The following is a 19,373-nucleotide window of genomic DNA, read 5'->3' on the forward strand; positions in this document are numbered from 1 at the left end:
CACCATGTCAGAGAACGGTCTGAGCTCAGCCGCTGCGAACAGCAGCGAGTCTGAGACCACCCAGGTCCCCTTCGCCAGCGAAGCCTCACTCCACGGACCCAAGCACGTGACGGTCCCGCAGGAGTACGACGCCATCATGCTCGTAAGCTTCGGCGGTCGGAGGGTCAGGACGATGTGATCCCCTTCCTGCGCAACGTCACCCGCGGCCGAGGCATCCCGGACGAGCGGCTCGAGGAGGTGGCCACGCACTACCGCCACTTCGGCGGCGTGAGCCCCATCAACGAGCACAACCGCCAGCTGCGCCAGGCCATCGAGGATGAGATGCGCCGCCGCGGCCTCGACCTTCCCATCTACTGGGGCAACCGAAACTGGGCCCCCTATCTGGAGGAGAAGGTCAAGGAGGCCGCCGACGCAAACCACACCCGGATTCTGGGAGTGGCGACCAGCGCATACAGCTCATACTCCTCGTGCCGCCAGTACCGCGAGGACTTCGCGAGAGCGATCCTGGACAACGGGCTCGAAGGAAAGGTCCGCATCGACAAGGTGCGCCAGTTCTTCGACGTTCCCGGCTTCGTCAAGCCCTTCGCCGACGGGGTCGCCGATGCGCTGAAGGGATTCTCGGATCAGGGGTCGCCCCGAGGACATCCGCGTCCTCTTCGCCACCCACTCGATCCCGACCGCCGATGCTGAGCGGTCCGGTCCTCAGGAGCTCGGCCTGGGCGAAGGCGGAGCCTACGCCGCCCAGCACCTGGCCGTGGGCGGGCAGATCATGAACCAGCTGCGCGAGGAGGGAAGAGTAGGCGCCGAGACCCAGTGGGAGCTCGTCTACCAGTCACGCTCCGGCCCGCCCTCCCAGCCGTGGCTGGAGCCCGACGTCTGCGACCGCATCGCCGAGCTTCCCGCCGAAGGGGCCAAGGCTGTGGCCGTGGTTCCCCTGGGCTTCCTCAGCGACCACATGGAAGTCATGTGGGATCTCGATGAGGAGGCCATGGAAGCAGCGGAGGAGGTAAGCCTGCACGCAGTGCGCACCCCCACGCCCGGTTCCCACGCAGACTTCGTCTCCAGCGTCGTGGACCTCATCGAGGAGAGGATGCAGGCCACCCCGGTGGACCAGCGCCCCCACACGACAGACCTGGGCCCCTGGTTCGACGTCTGCCGCCCCGGATGCTGCGAGAACGTCCGGCTCGGCTTCAAGCCCGCCGCGTCCGGGGTCAAGCCCTAACGGTGCGCCTGTGGTCTCTGCACCCTGCGGCCCTGGACCGGCAGGGACTGATCGCCTCCTGGCGTGAGGCCCTGCTCGCCCAAGCAGTGCTGCTGGGCCGAACGCGCGGGTACACCCGCCACCCGCAGCTGCACCGGTTCCGGGAGCATCCGGAGCCGGTGCAGGCCATCGTCGCCTTCCTGCACGGGGTGCGGGAGGAGGCGGTGGTCAGGGCTACAGGTTCGACGCCTACCGCATCGCCGAACCTCCTGAGAGCGCCGCCATGCGGCATTGATCCGTCGCCGATCGAGGTCACCGCCGGTCAGCTCGATCTTGAGTGGCAGCACCTGCGGGCCAAGATCGCCGCGCGCTCCCGGAGCGGCTCGAAGCCGCCGACGCCCTCGTGGCGGGACCCGTCGGGGCCGGACGCGAGCATCCGCCGGCGCACCCCTGTTCACCGTGGTTCCGGGCGGCTTACCGACTGGGAGCGCGCGTGAGCTCCAGCACCGTCTCCGTGGTCATTCCCTGCAAGGACGATGCTCGACTGCTGCGCGTATGCCTCGCATCGCTGGCCGAGCAGACGGTCCCCGCCGATGAGGTGATAGTGGTGGACAACAGGTCCTCCGACGATTCCGCCGCCGTGGCCGAGGCTGCCGGAGCGAGGGTGGTGCGGTGCGAGGAGCCCGGCATTCCCGCGGCCAGCGCCATGCGGCTACGATGCCGCCTCCGGGGATCTCATCCTCCGGCTCGATGCGGACTGCATCCCGCCGGTCCTGTGGATCGAAGAGATGGCGGCAGGGTTCGACGAGCACCCGCGGGCAGCGGCGCTGACCGGGTAAGCCCAGTTCTATGACGGCCCCGCTGCTCTGCGCCGACCGCTGGTGGCCTGCTACCTGGGCGCCTATGTCGCCGTCTCATCCGCCGCCCTGGGGCATCGGCCGCTCTTCGGATCCAACATGGGCATCCGGCGCGCTGCGTGGCGAGAGGTGCGTGACGGTGTGCACCGGAGCGACCAGGAGATACATGACGATATGGACCTCTCCTTCCACATCGGCGCAGAGCACCGCGTCGCATACCTGCGAGGAGCCTCGGTGATGGGCATGTCCATGCGACCGTTCTACGATGGGCGAGCATTTATGAAGAGATTCAGCAGAGGCATGCGCACGGTCACGATCCACTGGCCGGAGGACTTCCCTCCCCGCCGGTGGACGAGGCTCCTGAGGCAGGGGCGTCCCGATGACCCTGCCGCCGCAGACCGCCGCGTCGATGATGGACCGCTTCCTGCGCCCGCCGGAGACCTACGCCGAGACCGCCGCTGATGCCCTCCGGGTCATCGGTGTGCTCGGAGTCATTCTCGCGTTTGCACTCTTTGAGGTGACCGACGCCGGAATCCTTGCCTTCGCCCTGCCGGGGTCTTCGCGCCCCGCTTCATCGGCCTGCGGCCCTCCTGGACATCACGGTCTCCGTGACGCTGCTGATCGCGGCCTGGAGCAACGTGTTCGACCTGTACACCAGCATCTGGTGGTGGGACATCGTCGTCCACCTCGTCCTCAACGGCGTGCTCGCCGCCGCGCTGCACGCCTTCCTCGTGACCCAGAGCGTGCTCCCGCAGCCGGGGACCCGCGCCCCATCGCCACCGTGGGCCTGACCGTCGCACTGGGCCTGGCCATGGCCTCCCTGTGGGAGATGGTCGAATGGGTGGGCTTCGAATACGTCACCCAAGACATCTACGTCACCTACGCGGACACGATCGGCGATATGGCTGCCGGAGGACTCGGCTCCCTGTTCGCCGGGTACGTGGTGCTGCGCTGCCGCCTCACGCGCATCGAGCGCTGACCCGACCTCTGAAGGCCCGCTTCAGCCGGAGCACACCCCAGTGCGCGGCAGCTTCAGGTCGCGAGCGGCAGAGTCCGCGCCGCGAGCTCCGCTGCGATGGACCGGACCTGCTCATAGCCGGTGGCCATCAGGAAGGTCGGCGCCCTGCCGTATGACTTCATGCCCGCGATGAAGAACCCCTCCTCCGGGTGAGAGAGGACGTCCGCGCCGTGAGCGGGCACGGTGCCGCAGGAGTGGATGGCCGGATCGATCAGCGGGGCCAGCGATCGGGGCGCGAGAAGCTGAGAGTCCAGATCCAGCTCCAGGGAGCTCAGCGGGCCCAGGTCCGGGCCGAAGCCGGTCGCAGAGATGAGCGAGTCGACGCTCGCCGTCCGGCCGTCCGTGAACGTGACGGTCAGAGACCCTGCGTCGCTGTGAAGACGGTCGAGTCCGGCTGCGGTGAGGAGCTCCACCTTCTCGCTCTCCACCAGACGGCGCAGACGCTGCCCCAGCGCCCCGCGCTCGGGCAGCTGATCCGCCTCCCCGCCCCCGTAGGTGCGCTCGGGATCATGTCCGCGGATGGCCCACAGGATCTGCGTCCGGGGCTCTTCCCGTTTGAGCGCGGCCAGGCTGAGGAGCGAGTTCACGGCGCTGTGGCCCGATCCGACGACGAGCGCCCGTCGACCCGCACACCGAGAGCGATCCCGGCCGAGCACATCGGGCAGGGCTCCGAGCAGGTGCCGCTGGACGCTCGGGTCGTCCTCACCCGGAACCGGCGCATCGGGGGCGCCGAGCGTGTTGGGCCTGTCCCATGTGCCGGAGGCATCGATCACCGCCCGGGCCTGCGCCTGCGTCGGAGCACCGTGCTGATCGCCGCTGAGCAGGAACGCTCCGGCGCCCTCCGCCGCGGCGGTGCGCGCGATGGCGGTGATGCGAGTGCCCCACCGGATGTGCCCGCGCAGCTCGGGGGTGTCCGCCAGCGGCGTGAGATAGTTCTCGACGAGCTCGGCTCCGGTGGGAAGAGCGGTGGGCCGAGGAGAGGTCCAGTCCTCAGCCTCGAGCATCCGGCGGGCGGCGGCGTCGAGGTTGTACTGCCAGGGGAGAAGAGCCGGATGTGCCCCCACCGGCTGACGGCCGCTCCCGCGTGCTCGCCTGCTTCGAAGACGAGTGGCTCGATGCCGTGCTCGATCAGGTGAGCCGCAGCTGCGAGCCCCACAGGCCCGGCCCCGACGACTGCGACGGGCAGCTGCTCGTTCATGCTCGCTCCTTCAGAGAGTGGTGGGCGGGGTGTGGGCCATCACGCGCTGGCCGCGTTCGCCCGCGGTGTGGAAGTGCTTGCGGGCCCAGAGGGCCACGTAGACCAGGCCGACGAGGACCGGCACCTCGATGAGCGGGCCGACGACTCCGGCCAGCGCCTGCCCGGACGCGGCGCCGAAGGTCGCGATCGAGACCGCGATCGCCAGCTCGAAGTTGTTGCCCGCCGCGGTGAAGGCCAGCGTGGTGGAGCGCTCGTATCCCATCCTCAGCATCCAGCCGATCGCCATGGAGGCGATGAACGTGACCGTGAAGTAGACCAGCAGCGGCAGTGCGATGCGCACCACGTCCAAGGGCTGGCTGAGCACCTGCTCACCCTGCAGGGCGAAGAGGACGACGATGGTGAACAGAAGGCCGTAGAGCGCCCACGGGCCGAGCTTCGGCAGGAGCCGCTCCTCATACCAGGCGCGGCCTTTGCGGCGCTCGCCGACGACGCGGGTGAGGAAGCCTGCCGCCAGCGGTATTCCGAGGAAGACGAGCACCGAGACCGTGATCGCCCAGATGCTGAACTCCGCCGTCGTCGTCTCCAGGCCCAGCCACGTGGGGAGCACCTGGAGGTAGAACCAGCCGAGGACGCCGAACATGAAGACCTGGAAGACGGAGTTGATGCCGACCAGGACGGCGGCGGCCTCACGGTTGCCGCACGCGAGGTCGTTCCAGATCAGGACCATGGCGATGCAGCGGGCGAGGCCCACAATGATCAGCCCGGTGCGGTATTCGGGCAGGTCGGGCAGGAAGATCCAGGCCAGAGCGAACATGAACGCCGGAGCAAGGAGCCAGTTGATCACCAGCGAGGTGATGAGGAGCTTCCTGTCCCGCAGCACCAGATGGGTCTCGGAATAGCGCACCTTGGCCAGGACGGGGTACATCATGACCAGCAGTCCGACTGCGATCGGCACCGAGACGCTTAGCCACCTCGACGGCGTGGAGGGCCTGCCCCACCCATGGAGCGACGACGGCGATCAGCAGTCAAGTCCCATCGCTGCGAGAATCCAGACCGGCAGGAATCTGTCCAGCAGCGACAGCCGTGCGGCCACGGGCGCTGTGTCGACCGGGGTGGGGTTCATAAGAAGCCGGATCCTTCATCTAGATCGATGGGTGTCGATATGAGAGTATTCTCTTAAACATCGATGTTCGTCAATCCAAGGAGGTCGATCATGGCACAGAACGGCGAGCCGCAGCCTGCCGAGTGCCGCAGTGTCCCTCCGGGGCATCCCGCAGTGGATGCGAACACTGCTGTGGAGGTCGCCTCCAGGATGAAGGCGCTGAGCGATCCGAACCGGCTCGTTCTGCTCTCACTCGTGGCGGCCGGGGAGAACGCAGAGGCCTGCGTCTGCGATCTCACGGAGCCTGTGGGCCTCAGGCAGCCCACCGTCTCGCACCACCTGAAGATCCTCGTCGACGCCGGGTACCTCACCCGCGAGAAGCGCGGAACCTGGTCCTACTACTCCAGTGGTGCCAGGCTCCTGGAGGAGCTGAGCCAGACCCTCAGCAGCCTGATGCCCGGCACCGTCGTCGACGACCGTGCCGACCAACCCTCGAAGGAGACAGTGAACGTATGAGCAGCAGCACTCCGGGCGTCCTGTTCGTCTGCGTGAAGAACGGAGGCAAGTCGCAGATGGCGGCAGGCCTCTTCGAGAAGGGCCTCGAAGAGCGCGGCCAGTCCGACGCGGTGCGGGTCGCCTCCGCCGGCACGAAGCCGGGAAGCGCAGTGAACGCGCTGTCAGCAGAGGTCCTCGCTGAGGTCGGCGTCGATATCGCCGACCGCACGCCCACGCAGCTGACGCCCGAGGCGATGCAGGAGGCCGGGCGGGTCGTGATCCTAGGCGCAGAGGCGGAGGTCCCCGAGGTCGAGGGCGTCACGATCGAGCGGTGGGAGACCGACGAGCCATCCGAGCGCGGCATCGAAGGCCGTGAGCGCATGGAGCTCGTGCGAGACGATATCCGTGCTCGGACCGAGAGGCTGACCGACCAGCTGCTGTCGGACAGGGCCGCCTGAGCCGCGGATCAGGCGCTGATGATGCCGAAGCTCAGCATCACATAGACGCTGATGCCCAGCAGGATGCGGTAGCCCACGAACAGGCCGTAGCTGTTCCTCGACACGTAGGCGAGGAACCAGCCGATGATCACATAGGCGACGACGAAGCCGACCGCCGTGGCCAGCATCGTCTGCCCCATCGTGTACGGCCCCGTCTGGTCCCCGAACGAGCCCATCAGCTTATAGAGGCCTGAGCCGAACACCGCCGGAATCGCGAGAAGGAACGAGTACCGAGCGGCGGCCTCACGGGTGTATCCCATCAGGAGCCCCGCGGTGATCGTTCCGCCGGAGCGTGAGACCCCGGGCACCAGGGCCAACGCCTGAGCGAAGCCGAAGATCACACCGTCACGCACGCTCAGCCGCTCCAGCGGCTTCCGCTGGCTGCCTATCCTGTCCGCGAACCCCAGCAGGATTCCGAACCCGATGAGCATCGTGGCCACGAGCCACAGGCTGCGGAAGGTGGACATGATGTAGTCCTCCAGCAGAAGCCCCAGCACCACGATCGGGATCGTTCCGACAATGATGAGCCAGCCCATCCGGGCGTCCGGGGAGCTGTGGGGACCGCGTCCCAGCACTGCGCGGCCCCACGCACCGAGAATGCGGAGAATGTCGCGCCAGAAGAACACCAGGACCGCCGCCTCGGTCCCGAGCTGGGTGATGGCGGTGAACGCCGCCCGGGATCCGCTGCGCTGGGCAGAAACTCTCCGACGATCCTCAGATGGGCCGAGGAGGAGATGGGGAGGAATTCGGTGAGGCCCTGCACCAGGCCCAGAATGATCGCTTCGATCCATTGCACCTGCTGAGACTACTCCTGGCCGGGCCCTCCGAAGACCGCCTATGTGGGCGCGTTCTCGCTCTCGATGACAGTCTCGCCCGAGATGATCTCCTCACGGAGCCTGTCCAGGTCGTCGACGAGCTGCTGCGGCACATCGTCCTCGAACTCGTGGAAGGGTGCCAGCCCCACTCCTTCGTTCTCGAGGTCGCCGACGTAGGTCTCACTGCCGAACTGGTCCGCTTCGCCCTCTTCGATAGTGTCGTACACCGCCTCCGAGATCTTCTTCATGACGGAGGTCAGCACCACATCGCCGTATCGGGTGGACATGTACCCGTCCGAGTCGACCCACACCATCTTTGCGCCGGCATCCGCGATCGGGTCACCGGCCCCAGGCCGGACTGGTAACTACGGGCATGATGATGTCCGCGCCCCAGGCGATCAGCTGCTCGGTGACGAGCTCACCCTGCGCACGGTCGGCGAAGTCGTCGGAGAAGGACCCCTCCTGCGTCTCCTTGTCCCAGCCGACGAGATCCACGTCGGCGTCGTTGTCCTCGTTGTAGCGATCAATGCCGTCCGAGAAGCCGTCCATGAACACCGTGACCGACGGGATGGGCATGCCGCCCCACGTGCCGACCGTTCCGGTCTCTGACATGCCGGCGGAGAGGTAGCCGGCGAGGTACGCGGCCTCACCGGTGTTGAAGACCAGTGCCTTGGCGTTCTCATGCTCGTCGGCGAACACGTCGTCGACCAGGGCGAAGTCGGTGTCCGGCTGCGCGTCGGCCGAGGTGTTCAGCGTCTCCTGCAGGTTGAAGCCGATGCCGAAGATGAGGTCGCACTCCGCCTCCAGCATCTCCTCCATGTTGGGCTCGAAGTCCCACTCATAGGTGGACTCCGCCTCGTCGTAGCCGATCTCGAGGTCCTCCACCGCGCGCATCAGGCCCTCATAGGCGGACTGGTTGAAGGATTCGTCGTTCCAGCCTCCGGAGTCTGAGATCAGGCACGCGCCGTAGTCGGCGTCGGCAGGACGGACCTGGGGTCTTCGGAGACTTGCTCCTCCGCAGCCGAGCTGCAGGCAGTGACAGTCAGAATGCTCGCCGCCGCCATGACCGTTCCGGCGCGAGAGATTTTGGGCATCATGTGATTAGGGGTCCTCAGTGGGAAGTTCGAGTGATAGGACGACGTCGTTCCTCGCCGTCCCGGTCGGAGAGTCTACCCTCTGCCGGAGAGGCCGCCGCGCCGGTTGCCGCATCAGCCCCGCCTCTCGGGCCATACTGAGGAGATGCATGAGCAACTTTTCGCGGCCGTCCAGACCACCGTCTCCTCGGAGCCTGAGGCGGAAGCGCTGGCCCGACGGATCATCGAGGAGCGCCTCGCCGCCTGCGTTCAGGTGACGCAGGTGCGGAGCTACTACCGATGGGACGGAGTGCAGAGCTCTCCTGAGCAGCTCCTGACCTGCAAAACGGCCTCGCGCGGTGTCGGCGCTGAAGTCGCTGATCGCCCGGGAGCACCCCTACGATGAGCCCGAACTCATCGTGCTTCCCATCACCGACGGCAGTGAGGGCTATCTCGACTGGGTCTCGTCCGAGACGCGCTGAGCACTCCCGCCTGATTGTGTTCGGCCTAGACTCGCAGGGTGAGCATCTCTTCCCTCCCCGACACAGATCAGCACCGGCGCACGTTCGCCTCCGACAACTATTCCGGGGCCCACCCTGAGGTGATGGCCGCTCTCGCTGAGGCGAACGTCGGCCACGCCCCTGCCTACGGCGACGATCCGTGGACGGCTCAGCTGAAGGAGCTCGTCGGCCGCCTCTTCGCCCCGGAGGCTGAGGTGCATCCGGTGTTCAACGGCACGGGGGCCAACGTCATCGGCCTCCAAGCCGCGCTGCCGCGGTGGGGCGCCGTCATCTGCGCTTACTCCGCACACATTCAGAACGACGAAGGGGCCGCTCCGGAGAAGACCGGAGGGCTGAAGCTGCTCGCCCTCGATGCGCCCGACGGAAAGCTCACACCGGAGCTGGTCGAGGGGCGCGCCTGGGGATGGGGCGACCCGCACCGGGCTCAGCCGCTGGCAGTGTCCATCACGCAGAGCACCGAGCTCGGCACCTGCTACACGCCGGATGAGGTCCGCGCGCTGGCGGAGTGCACGCATCGTTACGGCATGGTGCTGCACATGGACGGATCCCGGCTCGGCAACGCGGCTGCGCACCTGGGTGCGAGCCTGGCCGAGATCACCGCCGACGCCGGGGTGGACGTCCTCAGCCTCGGCGGCACCAAAAATGGTCTTATGGGCGCCGAGGCGGTGGTGGTGCTGCGTCCGCATGCTGCACTCGGCATGGAGTATCTGCGCAAGACGAACATGCAGCTCGGCTCCAAGATGCGATTCCTGTCCGCACAGCTGCTGGCGCTCTATGAGGGTGACCTCTGGCACCGCTCAGCCGCACATGCGAACGCGATGGCCGCTCGGCTCCGCCGTGGGCTGGAGGAGATCCCGGAGGTGGGCCTGGACCTCCCGACGCAGGCCAACGTCGTCTTTGCCGTCCTCCCCGGAGGCCAAGAGTCGAGCGCGCGAGGCCTTCCACTTCTACGATTGGCCTGGCCGCCCTGGCCTGGTGCGTCTGATGTGCTCCTTCGACACCACCCCGGAGGATGTGGATGCGCTCGTCGATGCGGTGTCCGGCGCCGCCCGATGACCTCTGAGGCGGGGGACGGCGCAGAGCCTGCATGGCTGAGTCTGCTGCGCAACGCCGCCCTGGGCGGTGTCGTGCTGCTCATGATCTGGTTGGTCTTCAACGTCGACCTTCCCTCCGTGGACGCCCTGCAGCAGATGGCGGCAGACTGGGGCCTGCTGGGCATCCTCGCCTTCATCGGTCTCTACGCCGCCGTGGGGCTGACTCCCATTCCTGTGACCGTGATGGCCGCAGCCGCCGGCGTGCTCTACGGGGTGGCGCTGGGCAGCATCGTCGCGGTGATCGGGGTGACGCTCGGAGCCTGGGGCGCGTACTGGCTGGCGCGGCTTCTGGGGAGCGAACCGTGCTGAGGATGCTGGGGCGGTATCGGGAACGCCTCGTGGGCCATCTCGGCCGCGCTTAAACTTCGAAGCGATCACCATGCTCCGCCTGATGCCCGGGATCCCCTACTGGCCCGTGAACTACGGCGCGGGGCCTTCGGCGTCCGGCAGCGGATATACCTCACCGCCAGCTTTGTCAGCATCATTCCCGGTCAGGTGTCCCTCGTGTCCGTCGGGGCCTTCGCCGCCGAGCCCACCGCAATGACCGCACTGCCGGTCCTCGTGGCATGGACTGTGGTGATCGTCCTGACGGTCATCGCGTACCGCCGTTGGCGGGCCGTTGAGAGCAACGGCTGAGGGGTTCGCATGGATGCTCAGTACACGGCTCTCCGTGAAGGATTCCGCGCCGCCGCTGAGGTGGAGCGGAAGAAGTCCCGCTTCCTTGCGGTGCTCACCAGGGTCCATTCCGCCGAGGAGGCGCAGAGCCTGGTGGAGGAGCTGAGGCGCGAGCACCCCGGGGCCCGCCATCACTGCTCCGCCTGGGTCATCGGGCCGGAGCGCCGAGTGCAGCGCGCCAACGATGATGGTGAGCCGTCCGGCACCGCGCGCGCTCCGATGCTTGAGGCTCTGACCAGAGCTGACACCGCGCGCGGCGGGGCGACCTCTCAGACGTCGCATTGGTGGTGGTGCGCTGGTTCGGCGGAACCCTGCTGGGGTCCGGCGGACTCGTCAGCGCCTATTCGGATGCCGCTCGCGCGGCCCTGGACCAGGCCCGCAGCGCGTTCGTCACTCGTTCGCGGCAGCGGCTCTTCACGCTCGAGGCGCCTCCGGCTCTCTCCGGTCAGTGGGAGAACGAGCTGCGACGGCGCGGAGCCCGCATCGCGGGGTGGAGTACACCGCGGAGGGCACTGCCGTCATCTGCCTGTCGGCCCTGGATGCGGGCGCCGCCGCTGATCAGCTCGCCGCTCATGCGGCGGCCGTGACAGGCGGAACGGCCCCGCTGACCCTCTTAGGCGTCGAGTGGATCGACTCGCCGGACTGAGATCAGCGGGGCCGTCAGGACCCGCGTGCCTGAGGGCTCAGACGTGATCGCGCGGAATGGTGGTCTCCCAGGTCTTGGACGCGAACCGCTCCTCGCCCTCGTAGGCGTCCAGTTCGGCGTAGACGTGGAAGTCTGTGGGGGTGGAGGTCAGCACCGTCTTGGTGCGTATCTCGGTGCTCCAGTCCCCGCGGGAGAAGCCCATGGTCCACACGGTCTCGCCGCGGACCGAGTCGTAGTCCCGGTCGACGAAGCTGTACTTCTCGAAGGCGCGGCGAGTCAGGTTGAGGTCGATGTCCGGAAGGTGGACGACACCGAGGTCCTTGACCACTTCGAGGGCGCCGGAGAGGTCCACCAGGCTTCGGGAGACCTTCCAGTCCTTCTCCCCGGGAACGACCTGGTTGACCGGCAGAGTAAGCGTCCCCTCGGGCTCGCCGAAGACGGGGGTCAGGGCGGAGTCCTCCTCCTCGGAGACCGGCCGCTCCGGCAGCAGGAGCGCCGACTCCTGCGGGTGCACCGTGAGCCGGAACGGCTCAGGCGACGGCCACACCACTGGCCAGTAGGAGGTGGACACGGACAGGCGCAGCCGGTGGCCGGGCGGAAACGACTGCGCCATGCCGTTGAGCTGCACACGGATGGTGCGCTTCTCGCCCGGCTGCAGGGGCTGCGGGCTGTCATGGCCGTCATGGTGGTTCAGGTTCAGCACGCCGTAGCTGACCCGTGTGGCGGCGTCGTCGGGGGCGACGTCGGAGAGGCGCACTGCCACCTGGGCAATGGGCTTGTCCACTTCGACGGTGAGCTCCGCGACGGGCGCCCCAGCAGCTCGACCCGCTCGTTCAGGGGTTCGGTGGTGAAGATCATCGCACCGCCGTCCTCCTCCCGCTGGTCGTAGGGGAGGTCCGGGGTGCGTTGTAGGAGCACCATTTTCCGCCGAACTGGCCGACGGTCAGGGGCGATTGGATGCTGACCGGAGGGCTGTCCTCAGACTCGCCGGGCTCGAGGATCCCGTAGCGGCTGAGGGGGCGTCGCACCTCGTCGATGCGCGGGCTGGGCCACGACGGTTCGCCGACCCACCGGCCGGGCCGCTCGTCGTAGGCGGTGGCAGGCTCGACGGTGTCCTGCATCCACACCGACAGCTCGGGGCCGTCCATCGCCCCATTGTCGGTCTTGTCCTTCAGCCAGTGGTCCCACCAGGCGACGACTTCCTGCAGCCAGCCGATGGCCGGGCCCGGCTCCCCTTGGTGAGGGTATTTGTGGCTCCACGGGCCGATGAGGCCGCGGGTGGGCGAGTCGAGGTTCTCGACGAGCCGGAACACCGAGTTGGAGTAGCCGTCGGCCCAACCGCTGACGGCAAAGACGGGAACGTCGACGTCCTGGAAGTTCTCGCTGATGGAGCCGTGCTTCCAGTAGTCGTCCCGCCGCTGGTGCTGCAGCCACTTCTCCAGCCACAGGCCGGAGCCTTCGATGCGGTCGCGCCACATCTCGCGCCACCGGTCGCCTACCACGTCCGGGTCCGGCGGGCATGTGGTGTAGGCGAACATGGTCGATGCCCACGACAGGTTGTCCGTGAGCATGAGGCCGCCCATGTAGTGGACGTCGTCGGCGTAGCGGTCGTCCGTGGAGGCCACGGTGACCACGGCGCCGAGTGACTCCGGGCGACGGGCAGCGACCTGCAGGCCGTTGAAGCCGCCCCACGAGATGCCCATGATGCCGGTGCGTCCTGAGCACCACGGCTGGGAGGCGGCCCACGCCAGGACCTCTTCGACGTCCTGGAGCTCCTGCTCAAGGTATTCGTCCTCCAGCACGCCCTCGGAGTCGCCGGAGCCGCGCAGGTCCACACGCAGGCACGCGTAGCCGTGCCCTGCCATATAGGGGTGGTGGACCGAATCCCGCTCGGCGGTCATGTCCCGCTTGCGGTACGGGATGGCTTCGACGATGCAGGGCACCGGGCTGCCCTCCGCGTCGGCGGGCTTCCACAGCCGTGCACCCAGGCGCGTGCCGTCAGAGAGGGTGATGAAGAGGTTCTCGGTCTCTTCGACCTGGTGGGGAGTTCTGTGACAGTGTGCAAAAGGGACTCCTCAGAGGTCTTCGATCTCGAAGTTCAGCTCGTCGACTACCTTGTTGTACGTCTCGATCATGTCGTCCTCAGACTGCCCTGCTGTGAAGATCTCAGCAAGCGCGAAGCTGTAGCTGTCCTCAGCGACGTCGCCGGAGAGCCGTCGTCCCTCGCCCTTGTCGACCTGGATCGTCGTGCCGGGATACTTCTCCTCGATGGCCCTGACCTCCTCCGAGGTGGGAGCGCGGCGGATCCAGCCGTCCTTGAAGTGCCGGAGGAACCAGGTGGCCGCCACCTTGAACTCGCCGTTCTGCGCCGGCATCTGGGGACGGCGGCCCAGAGCCAGATCGACCATGCATGCGTGGTTGGGACGCCCGTCCACCAGCTGGAAGAGCTGGGCGTGGGACTGCGAATGCCGCGAATTGATCTCCAGCAGCCGCAGCTTCTGCGCGTCAGCGTCCCAGAAGTATTCGATGTTGAAGGTGCTGTGGTGCAGACCCACTGCCTCGATGACGCGTTCTGAGACGCTGACGATGCGCTCCTGGACATCCTCCGGGAGCTGGGAGGGTACTGGTACCGGAGGAAGCTTGAGGTGCCGTCGTAGACGTGGGAGTCGATGACCCCGTACACCTCGACCTCGCCCTCGTAGCTGAAGCCTTCCACGGTGAGCATCGAACCGGAGGCCTCCTCCTCCACCATGGCGGCGCTTCCGCCGATGCCGCCGATCTCGGCGGGCAGGTCCAGCCGCTCGAGGATCTCGTTGAAGCCGCCTCCCAGCCGGTTCACGGCTTGGCGCTCCTCCTCGAGGGCGGCCTTGAGGGACTCGTCGTCGGTGATGCGGTATGCGCCCTCCGATGAGGTGGATTTGATGGGCTTGATCCATGCCGGGTAGCTGACTCCCTCCGGCAGGGCGGGGTCAGCACCGTTGAGGTCGACGAGCCCGAACCCGGGGATCTCCTCGTCGGCGACGCGCTGCTGCTCGAGCTTAGCTCCAGTATTTGTGCTCCACCGTGGCGATGCCTTTGAGGTTGGCGGAGGGGAGTCCCTGCTTCTGGGCGAGGACCGGGGCCATCGCGGTGGCGGGGAAGTCCCAGTAGGCGACGATGCCGTCGATCGTGCCGTCGAAGCCGTTCAGCTGGTCCTCGGCCTTCTCCAGCAGTCCAGTGACGGTGAGGGAGGAGTCCTGCAGCTCATCGAAGGTGAGCAGCTGATGGAAGGTGTACTCCTCGGCGCCGGGCAGCTTCTGCAGCGCTCGATGGTTCAGGTCGTCCAGACCCAGTACGAAGATGTTGCGGCCCAATGAGGCTCCTTGCGCGTTCGGTGGTTTCGATGACTGTGGAAGCCAACCCCACCCCGCTGAACAGAACCCCACCCGGAACTGGCGGGCCTCTCCGCAACGGCTGAACACGGCCTCGGAGGGCCGCGGCGCCTCCAAGGCCGGGCCTCTACTGCAGCATGCCCGTGGGCAGGAACTCGCTCTCCTCGTCGGGCTCATCATCCGGCGCTTCCTCGCCGCTGTCGGGGTCCCATGAGGCGCCGTAGCCCTCCCACGTCACCTCGGGGCTCTCATCGGTCATGTCGACGATGGGGTCATCCAGACGAAGCTCCGGGCCGATGGTGACTTCGTAGATGCTGCGTTCGCCGTCCACGGTGCCCTCGAACAGCGTGTCCACGGTGACGCCGCTGATCCATGTGCCCACGAGGTTGGGATTGTTGTAGTCGATCTCGGGTTCGATGCTCTCGAGGCTCTGACGGCTGCTGGTGCTCATGCTGCGCTGCACTGAGCCCTCTTCGATGTCGACGTTGTCATAGACGATGTCGAGCCCGCACCCGGGCGCGGCCTCCCCGGAATCGAGGCACTCGTCGACGTCGGCGATGATCAGATCGCGCCACATCTCCTCAGCCTCCTCGGTGAGGGCGAGGTCGGTCGAGCTGAATGTCACCCAGTCGTCGGCCTCGAGGACGAACCAGCCCTCGTCATTCGACTGCTCGGCCGCGAGCTCGAAGTTCTCGTGGTCGACATCGACCTCATAGGCGAGTCCGGCAACCAGCTCCGCACGATCGCCGTGCCCGCCTTCGCCGTTGACGGTGTACTCAAGGTCGCCGCCGCTCTGCGGCAGAGTCACTGCGGTGAGCGCGTAGATGTCGTCCACTTCCCACGTCTCGGACTGGAAATCTTGGACTGTGTCGATCGAGCCGGAGTGCTGCTCACCCCCGACGGTCCACGTGTAGTCCACCGGAACGCTGTACTCGTCGGTGTAGCTGTCCTCCGAAGGCGCCTCCGCGATCTCGAGGTCTTCGACGGGAGCGATCTCCAGCGATCTGTCCAGCATCTCTTGGGTGAAGTCGCCGAAAGAGCCTGAGAAGTGATCCTCCGCGCCCGAGAGGTCGCCCGCGGCCAGGGCCTGCAGGTAGCCCTCGGCGGCGGCGTGGGGGACTGGTTAGCCGGTTCGTCTTCAGCCTGATCGTCCTGGGCTTCGGCCTCCTGCTCGTCACCGACCGCCTCTGGCTGGGGTTCGTCGTCGCCGCCCAGGAGCAGCCAGCCCACGATGGCCACCATGACGCCGCTTAGCGAGCACCACGAGCGCTCCCAGAACGAGGACGGGCAGAAGCCATGCAGGCCGTGAACTCGTGGGCTCGGTGCTGCTCCAGTGATTCTCGGGGCGCTGGCCCTGAGGCTCGTACGGCTGCTGCGTCTCGGACATGCTTACCCCTGAAGTCGTCTGTCTGCGGTTGTGACACTGATCCTAGCGCTTGGTCATGACATGGGGCAGGGCGGCTCGTTCAGGTCCGCGCCGCACAGACGTCCTCGTCGTCGAGCCACTGTTCGAGCTCCTGGCCGCTCAGGGCGTCTCCCGGGTGGGGCCCTGCCGCGCGGATGCGACGCACCTCCGCGTCGGCGAACCCTGCGGAGTCGACCGCGAGCATGAGGTTGCCTTCGGCGGATCCGCTCATCACCTCGTGCGGGGCGGAGAGGAGCATCCGGCTGCTGTCGCCGTCGGCAGCGGCAAGCACCGAGGTGACCAGCCTGCGGGCGAAGGTGAGGTCGGCGTCGTCGCCGAAGTTCATCAGCAGAGTCCCGGGGCTCCTGACGGCAGCCAGCGCCTGGCGGAAGAACGCCTACTGGTCAGGTGCGGCGGTGCCTGGGCCGAATTGAAAGGTCGATGACGAGGAGCTCAAACTGAGCGTCCCTGAGGTCCGTGGAGAGCGCCTCTGCCGCGTCGGCGACGATGCTCCTCGGCGGGGAGCCATCGGCAGATGCTCGAGGACGAAGGCGACGAGCTCCGGCTCATAGTCGACCACCGTCTGCTCGATGCCGGGCCAGGTCACGAGCAGCCACCGGGGCAGGGTCATCGCACCGGCGCCCAGGTGCAGAGCGGTCCGAGCCCGCTGCCCCGAGAGGCCTCCAAGGCGGTGAGCACCGAGCGCATCCTGCGCAGATAGTCGTGGAGCAGGAAAGCCGGGTCCTGAGCCTCGACGTGCGACTGCTCGGCGGCTCCGATCGTCAGCACGACGCCTGACTCGGTGATCGAGTCATGCTCCAGCGTCGCGGTGAGTCCGGACCGGCTCAGTCGGACTCGTGCGGGAAGCTCCGGTGCCATGCGCCCATCAAACCACGGGCCGACGAACACCTCCGACAGCAGGGGGACGAGACGACTGTGGGTCCAGCTCCTGGGTGAGGAGCTGGACCCACAGGTCTCATTGAGGGTGGGTCAGGAGCCGATGACCTGGTCAGCCGTACGGGCCTGCGGGTAGCGGATCTCCTCGACCATCTCCTGGATCTCCGGGGTCGGAGGCTTGGTGGCCAGCGAGATGATGATGATCAGGGCGGCGTTGATCGTTGCGCCGATCACACCGATGCCCTCGGGGAGATCCCGAAGACGTGATCGTTGGCGGCCGTCCCGAAGATCTCCAGGGTGTAGATCATGTAGCTGACCGAGAAGATCAGACCGGCCAGCATGCCGGTGACGGCACCCTTGGCGTTGGCCTTCTTCCAGAACACGCCGAGGATCAGCACCGGCAGCAGTGTGGACGCTGCGATGCCGAAGGCCAGCGCCACCACCTGGGCGACGAAGCCTGGAGGGTTCAGGCCGCCGATCACAGCGATGACCACTGCAACACCCATGGCGATGCGGGCCACGAGCATCTGCTTGGCGTTGGATGCCTGCTCCTTGGAGATCATCCGGTAGTAGATGTCGTGGCTGGCTGCCGAGGAGATGACCAGCAGCAGGTAGGCCGCGGTGGACAGCGCCGCTGCCATGCCGCCGTAAGCCATCAGGCCGATGATCGGAGCCGGAAGTCCGCCGATCTCCGGGGAGGCCAGCACCATGATGTCGTTGGAGACGATGAGGTCAGCGCCGGAGGCGGCCTGGTTCGAGACGGTCTCAATAATGCCGTCAGTGTTCAGGGTGACGTATCCGGCGGTCGACCACGGTTCGATCCAGCTGGGCAGCTCATCCGCCGTGGAGCCCCTGTGCGCCGCGGAGCAGGTTCAGCTTGGTGAACGCGCCGACGGCAGGAGCTGTCAGGTAGAGGATGCCGATGAAGAACAGGGCCCAGAAGACCGAGTAGCGCGCCCCTCGCACCGTTCGAGTGGTGTAGAAGCGGATGATCACGTGAGGCGAGTAGGCGGTGCCGAGCATGATGGTCAGCGTCACCAGGAACACGTCGAGCATGCCGCCCGGGCGTCCGCCGAACGCATCGGTGAACTCGTTGAGCCCGAAGTCGCTCTGGAGTCCGTCCAGCTCGCTGAGGATCTGGCCGAAGGTGACCTGGGGATCGGGATGCCGCCGAGGCTCTGCGAGACAGCCACTGCCGGGATCAGGTAGGCGGTGATCAGCACGATGTACTGGGCCACCTGGGTGTAGGTGATCCCCTTCATGCCGCCGAGGACGGCGTAGAAGAAGATGACAGCTGCCGCAACGATGACGGCCCATTCCGCCGGGAGGCCCAGGAAGCGGGCGAACACCACGCCGCCGCCGGTCATCTGACCGACCACGTAGGTGAAGGAGGCGATGATCGCACAGGCTGCTGCCACGACGCGGACGGAGTCCGAGTAGCGGTCGCCGACGAACTCAGGAACCGTGAACTTGCCCCACTTGCGCAGGTACGGCGCGAGGAGCAGAGCCAGCAGCACGAAGCCGCCGGTCCAGCCGATCAGGTAGACCGAGGCGTCGGAGCCCATGAAGGCCACCATGCCTGCCATGCCGATGAAGCTCGCGGCGCTCATCCAGTCAGCACCGACGGCCGCGCCGTTGGTGATGGCGGAGACGCCGCGGGAGGCGACGTAGAAGTCCTTCGACTGGCTGACGCGTGCCCGCCAGGCGATAACGATGTAGATGCCGAAGGTCAGAATGAGGAAGAAGAGGGTCCAGAACTGCATAGCGCTCATGCCTTGTCACCTCCGGGCTTCTCTGAGACGCCGAATTCTGAGTCGATGCGGTCCATCCAGACGGCGTACACGAGGGTGATCAGGATGAAGGTGATGATGGATCCCTGGTGGGCGAACCACAGTCCCAGCGGGAAGCCGAGGATCTCGAAGTTGTTCAGCGGCTCGATGAGGAGGACGCTCAGGCCCAGTGAGACGAACGCCCAGATGCTCAGGAGGACGACGAGCACTCTCACGTTCTTCTTCCAATAGCGTTTCCGCCAGCTGAGGTCCGGCGGCGGACTGCTTACCTCCTGATGCTGGTCCACGTCGGACATAGTGATCTCCTTCTCTTCACAAGGGTGGTGCGTGCGTTACCCAGCGCACTGTTGCGTCAGGGCCTGCAGTTAGAGAACACTGAATGTGATTGCAGTCACAAGCTGAGAGGCGTGAACGGAAGCCACTCTTCCTTCAGCGGTCACTGAGAACTCTTCAGTGGCTCATGCAGAAGGGTCCTGTGCCGTTTGATCGGGATTGACCACCACTCGGGGGCAGAAAACTGCCGCTCATCGACGATTCCCAGCAAAAACATAGCTATGTGATGTGCCTCACCTTAGTCTGAGGCCATGGCAGCGACACAGCAGTCAAAACCTCGAAAGCACAGAACGCTAAGCAGCATCCAGTCCGCAGCAGAGCTGCAGGGACTCGCTTAGCGTGGCCCAGCGCCTCAAAGTAAGCAGCCGAGACGGCTTCGGCGTCT

The 19,373-nt window shown here is 66.7% G+C and carries 28 protein-coding genes and 6 pseudogenes; 16 read left to right on the forward strand and 18 right to left on the reverse strand.

Features of this window, described 5'->3' with window-relative positions; translation table 11 throughout:
* Positions 1-4: 4 nt before the first annotated feature.
* The 7 genes and pseudogenes from K0H76_RS04010 to K0H76_RS04040 all read left to right on the forward strand — a co-directional run bounded on the left by K0H76_RS04010 (position 5) and on the right by K0H76_RS04040 (position 3,037).
* A pseudogene (locus tag K0H76_RS04010) lies at positions 5-1,222 on the forward strand (ferrochelatase).
* 2 nt (positions 1,223-1,224) lie between these two features.
* Positions 1,225-1,698 carry a pyrimidine dimer DNA glycosylase/endonuclease V gene (locus tag K0H76_RS04015; protein ID WP_258934551.1) on the forward strand — a complete coding sequence of 158 codons (474 nt, stop codon included), beginning with the start codon at positions 1,225-1,227 and terminating at the stop codon, positions 1,696-1,698.
* Positions 1,699-1,715: 17 nt separating this feature from the next.
* Positions 1,716-1,832 (forward strand): annotated as a pseudogene (locus tag K0H76_RS04020) (glycosyltransferase family 2 protein); the annotation flags it as partial.
* Between the two features lie 130 nt (positions 1,833-1,962).
* Complete coding sequence (locus tag K0H76_RS04025) at positions 1,963-2,040, forward strand: hypothetical protein (protein ID WP_258935327.1); 78 nt, start codon at positions 1,963-1,965, stop codon at positions 2,038-2,040.
* Between the two features lie 42 nt (positions 2,041-2,082).
* Complete coding sequence (locus K0H76_RS04030) at positions 2,083-2,520, forward strand: hypothetical protein (protein ID WP_258934552.1); 438 nt, start codon at positions 2,083-2,085, stop codon at positions 2,518-2,520.
* A gap of 146 nt (positions 2,521-2,666) precedes the next feature.
* Positions 2,667-2,849, forward strand: a complete 183-nt coding sequence (locus K0H76_RS04035; protein ID WP_258934553.1) for a hypothetical protein — start codon at positions 2,667-2,669, stop codon at positions 2,847-2,849.
* The gene (locus tag K0H76_RS04040) at positions 2,840-3,037 is read left to right on the forward strand and encodes a hypothetical protein (RefSeq protein ID WP_258934554.1); all 198 of its coding nucleotides are present in this window, start codon (positions 2,840-2,842) and stop codon (positions 3,035-3,037) included. The genes K0H76_RS04035 and K0H76_RS04040 overlap by 10 nt, the downstream gene beginning before the upstream one ends.
* A 53-nt stretch (positions 3,038-3,090) precedes the next feature.
* Here K0H76_RS04040 and K0H76_RS04045 read toward each other — a convergent pair whose 3' ends face one another.
* Positions 3,091-4,140 (reverse strand): NAD(P)-binding domain-containing protein, encoded by a 1,050-nt coding sequence (locus tag K0H76_RS04045; RefSeq protein ID WP_258934555.1) that lies wholly within the window; start codon positions 4,138-4,140, stop codon positions 3,091-3,093.
* Between the two features lie 144 nt (positions 4,141-4,284).
* Positions 4,285-5,397, reverse strand: a pseudogene (gene arsB / locus K0H76_RS04050) (ACR3 family arsenite efflux transporter).
* Positions 5,398-5,487: 90 nt separating this feature from the next.
* Between arsB and K0H76_RS04055 the strand changes: the two are divergent.
* Positions 5,488-5,892 (forward strand): metalloregulator ArsR/SmtB family transcription factor, encoded by a 405-nt coding sequence (locus K0H76_RS04055; RefSeq protein ID WP_258934556.1) that lies wholly within the window; start codon positions 5,488-5,490, stop codon positions 5,890-5,892.
* Complete coding sequence (locus tag K0H76_RS04060; protein WP_258934557.1) at positions 5,889-6,329, forward strand: low molecular weight phosphatase family protein; 441 nt, start codon at positions 5,889-5,891, stop codon at positions 6,327-6,329. Before K0H76_RS04055 ends, K0H76_RS04060 begins: the two co-directional genes overlap by 4 nt.
* 8 nt (positions 6,330-6,337) lie before the next feature.
* Here K0H76_RS04060 and K0H76_RS04065 read toward each other — a convergent pair.
* The 3 genes and pseudogenes from K0H76_RS04065 to K0H76_RS04075 form a co-directional block, all read right to left on the reverse strand.
* Positions 6,338-7,164: pseudogene (locus tag K0H76_RS04065) on the reverse strand (undecaprenyl-diphosphate phosphatase).
* Between the two features lie 39 nt (positions 7,165-7,203).
* Positions 7,204-7,497 carry a BMP family ABC transporter substrate-binding protein gene (locus tag K0H76_RS04070; protein ID WP_258934558.1) on the reverse strand — a complete coding sequence of 98 codons (294 nt, stop codon included), beginning with the start codon at positions 7,495-7,497 and terminating at the stop codon, positions 7,204-7,206.
* Positions 7,498-7,522: 25 nt separating this feature from the next.
* Positions 7,523-8,077, reverse strand: coding sequence for a BMP family ABC transporter substrate-binding protein (locus K0H76_RS04075; protein ID WP_258934559.1), 555 nt, complete (start codon positions 8,075-8,077; stop codon positions 7,523-7,525).
* A gap of 345 nt (positions 8,078-8,422) precedes the next feature.
* On the opposite strand from K0H76_RS04075, the gene K0H76_RS04080 reads away from it, so the two are divergent.
* The 6 genes and pseudogenes from K0H76_RS04080 (at position 8,423) to K0H76_RS04105 (ending at position 11,133) form a co-directional block, all read left to right on the forward strand.
* Positions 8,423-8,662, forward strand: a complete 240-nt coding sequence (locus K0H76_RS04080; RefSeq protein ID WP_258934560.1) for a divalent-cation tolerance protein CutA — start codon at positions 8,423-8,425, stop codon at positions 8,660-8,662.
* A 198-nt stretch (positions 8,663-8,860) separates the two neighbouring features.
* Positions 8,861-9,833, forward strand: a pseudogene (locus tag K0H76_RS04085) (beta-eliminating lyase-related protein).
* Positions 9,830-10,180: a hypothetical protein gene (locus K0H76_RS04090; RefSeq protein ID WP_258934561.1), complete on the forward strand. Its 351-nt coding sequence runs from the start codon at positions 9,830-9,832 to the stop codon at positions 10,178-10,180. Before K0H76_RS04085 ends, K0H76_RS04090 begins: the two are co-directional and overlap by 4 nt.
* A 186-nt stretch (positions 10,181-10,366) precedes the next feature.
* Positions 10,367-10,507 (forward strand): hypothetical protein, encoded by a 141-nt coding sequence (locus K0H76_RS04095; RefSeq protein WP_258934562.1) that lies wholly within the window; start codon positions 10,367-10,369, stop codon positions 10,505-10,507.
* Positions 10,508-10,516: 9 nt separating this feature from the next.
* Positions 10,517-10,726 (forward strand): annotated as a pseudogene (locus tag K0H76_RS04100) (YigZ family protein); the annotation flags it as partial.
* A gap of 104 nt (positions 10,727-10,830) precedes the next feature.
* Positions 10,831-11,133 carry a YigZ family protein gene (locus K0H76_RS04105; protein WP_258934563.1) on the forward strand — a complete coding sequence of 101 codons (303 nt, stop codon included), beginning with the start codon at positions 10,831-10,833 and terminating at the stop codon, positions 11,131-11,133.
* A gap of 96 nt (positions 11,134-11,229) precedes the next feature.
* Here K0H76_RS04105 and K0H76_RS04110 read toward each other — a convergent pair whose 3' ends face one another.
* The 3 genes from K0H76_RS04110 to K0H76_RS04120 all read right to left on the reverse strand — a co-directional run bounded on the left by K0H76_RS04110 (position 11,230) and on the right by K0H76_RS04120 (position 13,747).
* Positions 11,230-11,976 carry a hypothetical protein gene (locus K0H76_RS04110; protein WP_258934564.1) on the reverse strand — a complete coding sequence of 249 codons (747 nt, stop codon included), beginning with the start codon at positions 11,974-11,976 and terminating at the stop codon, positions 11,230-11,232.
* 70 nt (positions 11,977-12,046) lie between these two features.
* Positions 12,047-13,135, reverse strand: coding sequence for a CocE/NonD family hydrolase (locus K0H76_RS04115; protein WP_258934565.1), 1,089 nt, complete (start codon positions 13,133-13,135; stop codon positions 12,047-12,049).
* Positions 13,136-13,267: 132 nt separating this feature from the next.
* Positions 13,268-13,747 (reverse strand): hypothetical protein, encoded by a 480-nt coding sequence (locus K0H76_RS04120; protein ID WP_258934566.1) that lies wholly within the window; start codon positions 13,745-13,747, stop codon positions 13,268-13,270.
* Positions 13,748-13,851: 104 nt separating this feature from the next.
* Between K0H76_RS04120 and K0H76_RS04125 the strand changes: the two genes are divergently transcribed.
* Positions 13,852-14,103, forward strand: coding sequence for a hypothetical protein (locus K0H76_RS04125; RefSeq protein ID WP_258934567.1), 252 nt, complete (start codon positions 13,852-13,854; stop codon positions 14,101-14,103).
* Positions 14,104-14,230: 127 nt separating this feature from the next.
* On the opposite strand, the gene K0H76_RS04130 is transcribed toward K0H76_RS04125, so the two are convergent.
* The 10 genes from K0H76_RS04130 to K0H76_RS04175 all read right to left on the reverse strand — a co-directional run bounded on the left by K0H76_RS04130 (position 14,231) and on the right by K0H76_RS04175 (position 18,951).
* On the reverse strand, positions 14,231-14,545 hold the full coding sequence (locus K0H76_RS04130; protein ID WP_258934568.1) for a hypothetical protein: 315 nt from the start codon (positions 14,543-14,545) through the stop codon (positions 14,231-14,233).
* Between the two features lie 145 nt (positions 14,546-14,690).
* Positions 14,691-15,578 (reverse strand): hypothetical protein, encoded by an 888-nt coding sequence (locus K0H76_RS04135; RefSeq protein WP_258934569.1) that lies wholly within the window; start codon positions 15,576-15,578, stop codon positions 14,691-14,693.
* A gap of 451 nt (positions 15,579-16,029) precedes the next feature.
* Positions 16,030-16,314: a hypothetical protein gene (locus K0H76_RS04140; protein WP_258934570.1), complete on the reverse strand. Its 285-nt coding sequence runs from the start codon at positions 16,312-16,314 to the stop codon at positions 16,030-16,032.
* A gap of 51 nt (positions 16,315-16,365) precedes the next feature.
* The gene (locus K0H76_RS04145) at positions 16,366-16,599 is read right to left on the reverse strand and encodes a hypothetical protein (protein ID WP_258934571.1); all 234 of its coding nucleotides are present in this window, start codon (positions 16,597-16,599) and stop codon (positions 16,366-16,368) included.
* Positions 16,596-16,877 carry a hypothetical protein gene (locus K0H76_RS04150; RefSeq protein ID WP_258934572.1) on the reverse strand — a complete coding sequence of 94 codons (282 nt, stop codon included), beginning with the start codon at positions 16,875-16,877 and terminating at the stop codon, positions 16,596-16,598. The genes K0H76_RS04145 and K0H76_RS04150 overlap by 4 nt, the downstream gene beginning before the upstream one ends.
* An 81-nt stretch (positions 16,878-16,958) precedes the next feature.
* Positions 16,959-17,099: a hypothetical protein gene (locus K0H76_RS04155; protein WP_258934573.1), complete on the reverse strand. Its 141-nt coding sequence runs from the start codon at positions 17,097-17,099 to the stop codon at positions 16,959-16,961.
* A complete protein-coding gene (locus K0H76_RS04160; RefSeq protein ID WP_258934574.1) occupies positions 17,096-17,575 on the reverse strand; it encodes a hypothetical protein in 480 nt (159 codons plus the stop codon). The genes K0H76_RS04155 and K0H76_RS04160 overlap by 4 nt, the downstream gene beginning before the upstream one ends.
* Before the next feature lie 124 nt (positions 17,576-17,699).
* Positions 17,700-17,921 carry a hypothetical protein gene (locus K0H76_RS04165; RefSeq protein ID WP_258934575.1) on the reverse strand — a complete coding sequence of 74 codons (222 nt, stop codon included), beginning with the start codon at positions 17,919-17,921 and terminating at the stop codon, positions 17,700-17,702.
* Positions 17,900-18,637, reverse strand: a complete 738-nt coding sequence (locus K0H76_RS04170) for a hypothetical protein (protein ID WP_258934576.1) — start codon at positions 18,635-18,637, stop codon at positions 17,900-17,902. Before K0H76_RS04170 ends, K0H76_RS04165 begins: the two co-directional genes overlap by 22 nt.
* Positions 18,634-18,951, reverse strand: coding sequence for a DUF4212 domain-containing protein (locus K0H76_RS04175; RefSeq protein WP_258934577.1), 318 nt, complete (start codon positions 18,949-18,951; stop codon positions 18,634-18,636). Before K0H76_RS04175 ends, K0H76_RS04170 begins: the two co-directional genes overlap by 4 nt.
* Positions 18,952-19,373 lie beyond the last annotated feature (422 nt).

The organism is Nesterenkonia pannonica (assembly GCF_019575955.1).
Classification (GTDB): Bacteria; Actinomycetota; Actinomycetes; order Actinomycetales; family Micrococcaceae; genus Nesterenkonia; species Nesterenkonia pannonica.

Coding starts and splice junctions, on each gene's coding strand:
- K0H76_RS04140 (WP_258934570.1), bottom strand. CDS start 16,314: ATGAACTTCGGCGACGACGCCGACCTCACCTTCGCCCGCAGGCTGGTC.
- K0H76_RS04145 (WP_258934571.1), bottom strand. CDS start 16,599: ATGACCCTGCCCCGGTGGCTGCTCGTGACCTGGCCCGGCATCGAGCAG.
- K0H76_RS04090 (WP_258934561.1), top strand. CDS start 9,830: ATGACCTCTGAGGCGGGGGACGGCGCAGAGCCTGCATGGCTGAGTCTG.
- K0H76_RS04060 (WP_258934557.1), top strand. CDS start 5,889: ATGAGCAGCAGCACTCCGGGCGTCCTGTTCGTCTGCGTGAAGAACGGA.
- K0H76_RS04175 (WP_258934577.1), bottom strand. CDS start 18,951: ATGTCCGACGTGGACCAGCATCAGGAGGTAAGCAGTCCGCCGCCGGAC.
- K0H76_RS04170 (WP_258934576.1), bottom strand. CDS start 18,637: ATGAGCGCTATGCAGTTCTGGACCCTCTTCTTCCTCATTCTGACCTTC.
- K0H76_RS04165 (WP_258934575.1), bottom strand. CDS start 17,921: ATGCTCGACGTGTTCCTGGTGACGCTGACCATCATGCTCGGCACCGCC.
- K0H76_RS04135 (WP_258934569.1), bottom strand. CDS start 15,578: ATGCTGGACAGATCGCTGGAGATCGCTCCCGTCGAAGACCTCGAGATC.
- K0H76_RS04055 (WP_258934556.1), top strand. CDS start 5,488: ATGGCACAGAACGGCGAGCCGCAGCCTGCCGAGTGCCGCAGTGTCCCT.
- K0H76_RS04080 (WP_258934560.1), top strand. CDS start 8,423: ATGCATGAGCAACTTTTCGCGGCCGTCCAGACCACCGTCTCCTCGGAG.
- K0H76_RS04160 (WP_258934574.1), bottom strand. CDS start 17,575: ATGGTGCTGGCCTCCCCGGAGATCGGCGGACTTCCGGCTCCGATCATC.
- K0H76_RS04070 (WP_258934558.1), bottom strand. CDS start 7,497: ATGGTGTGGGTCGACTCGGACGGGTACATGTCCACCCGATACGGCGAT.
- K0H76_RS04075 (WP_258934559.1), bottom strand. CDS start 8,077: ATGCGCGCGGTGGAGGACCTCGAGATCGGCTACGACGAGGCGGAGTCC.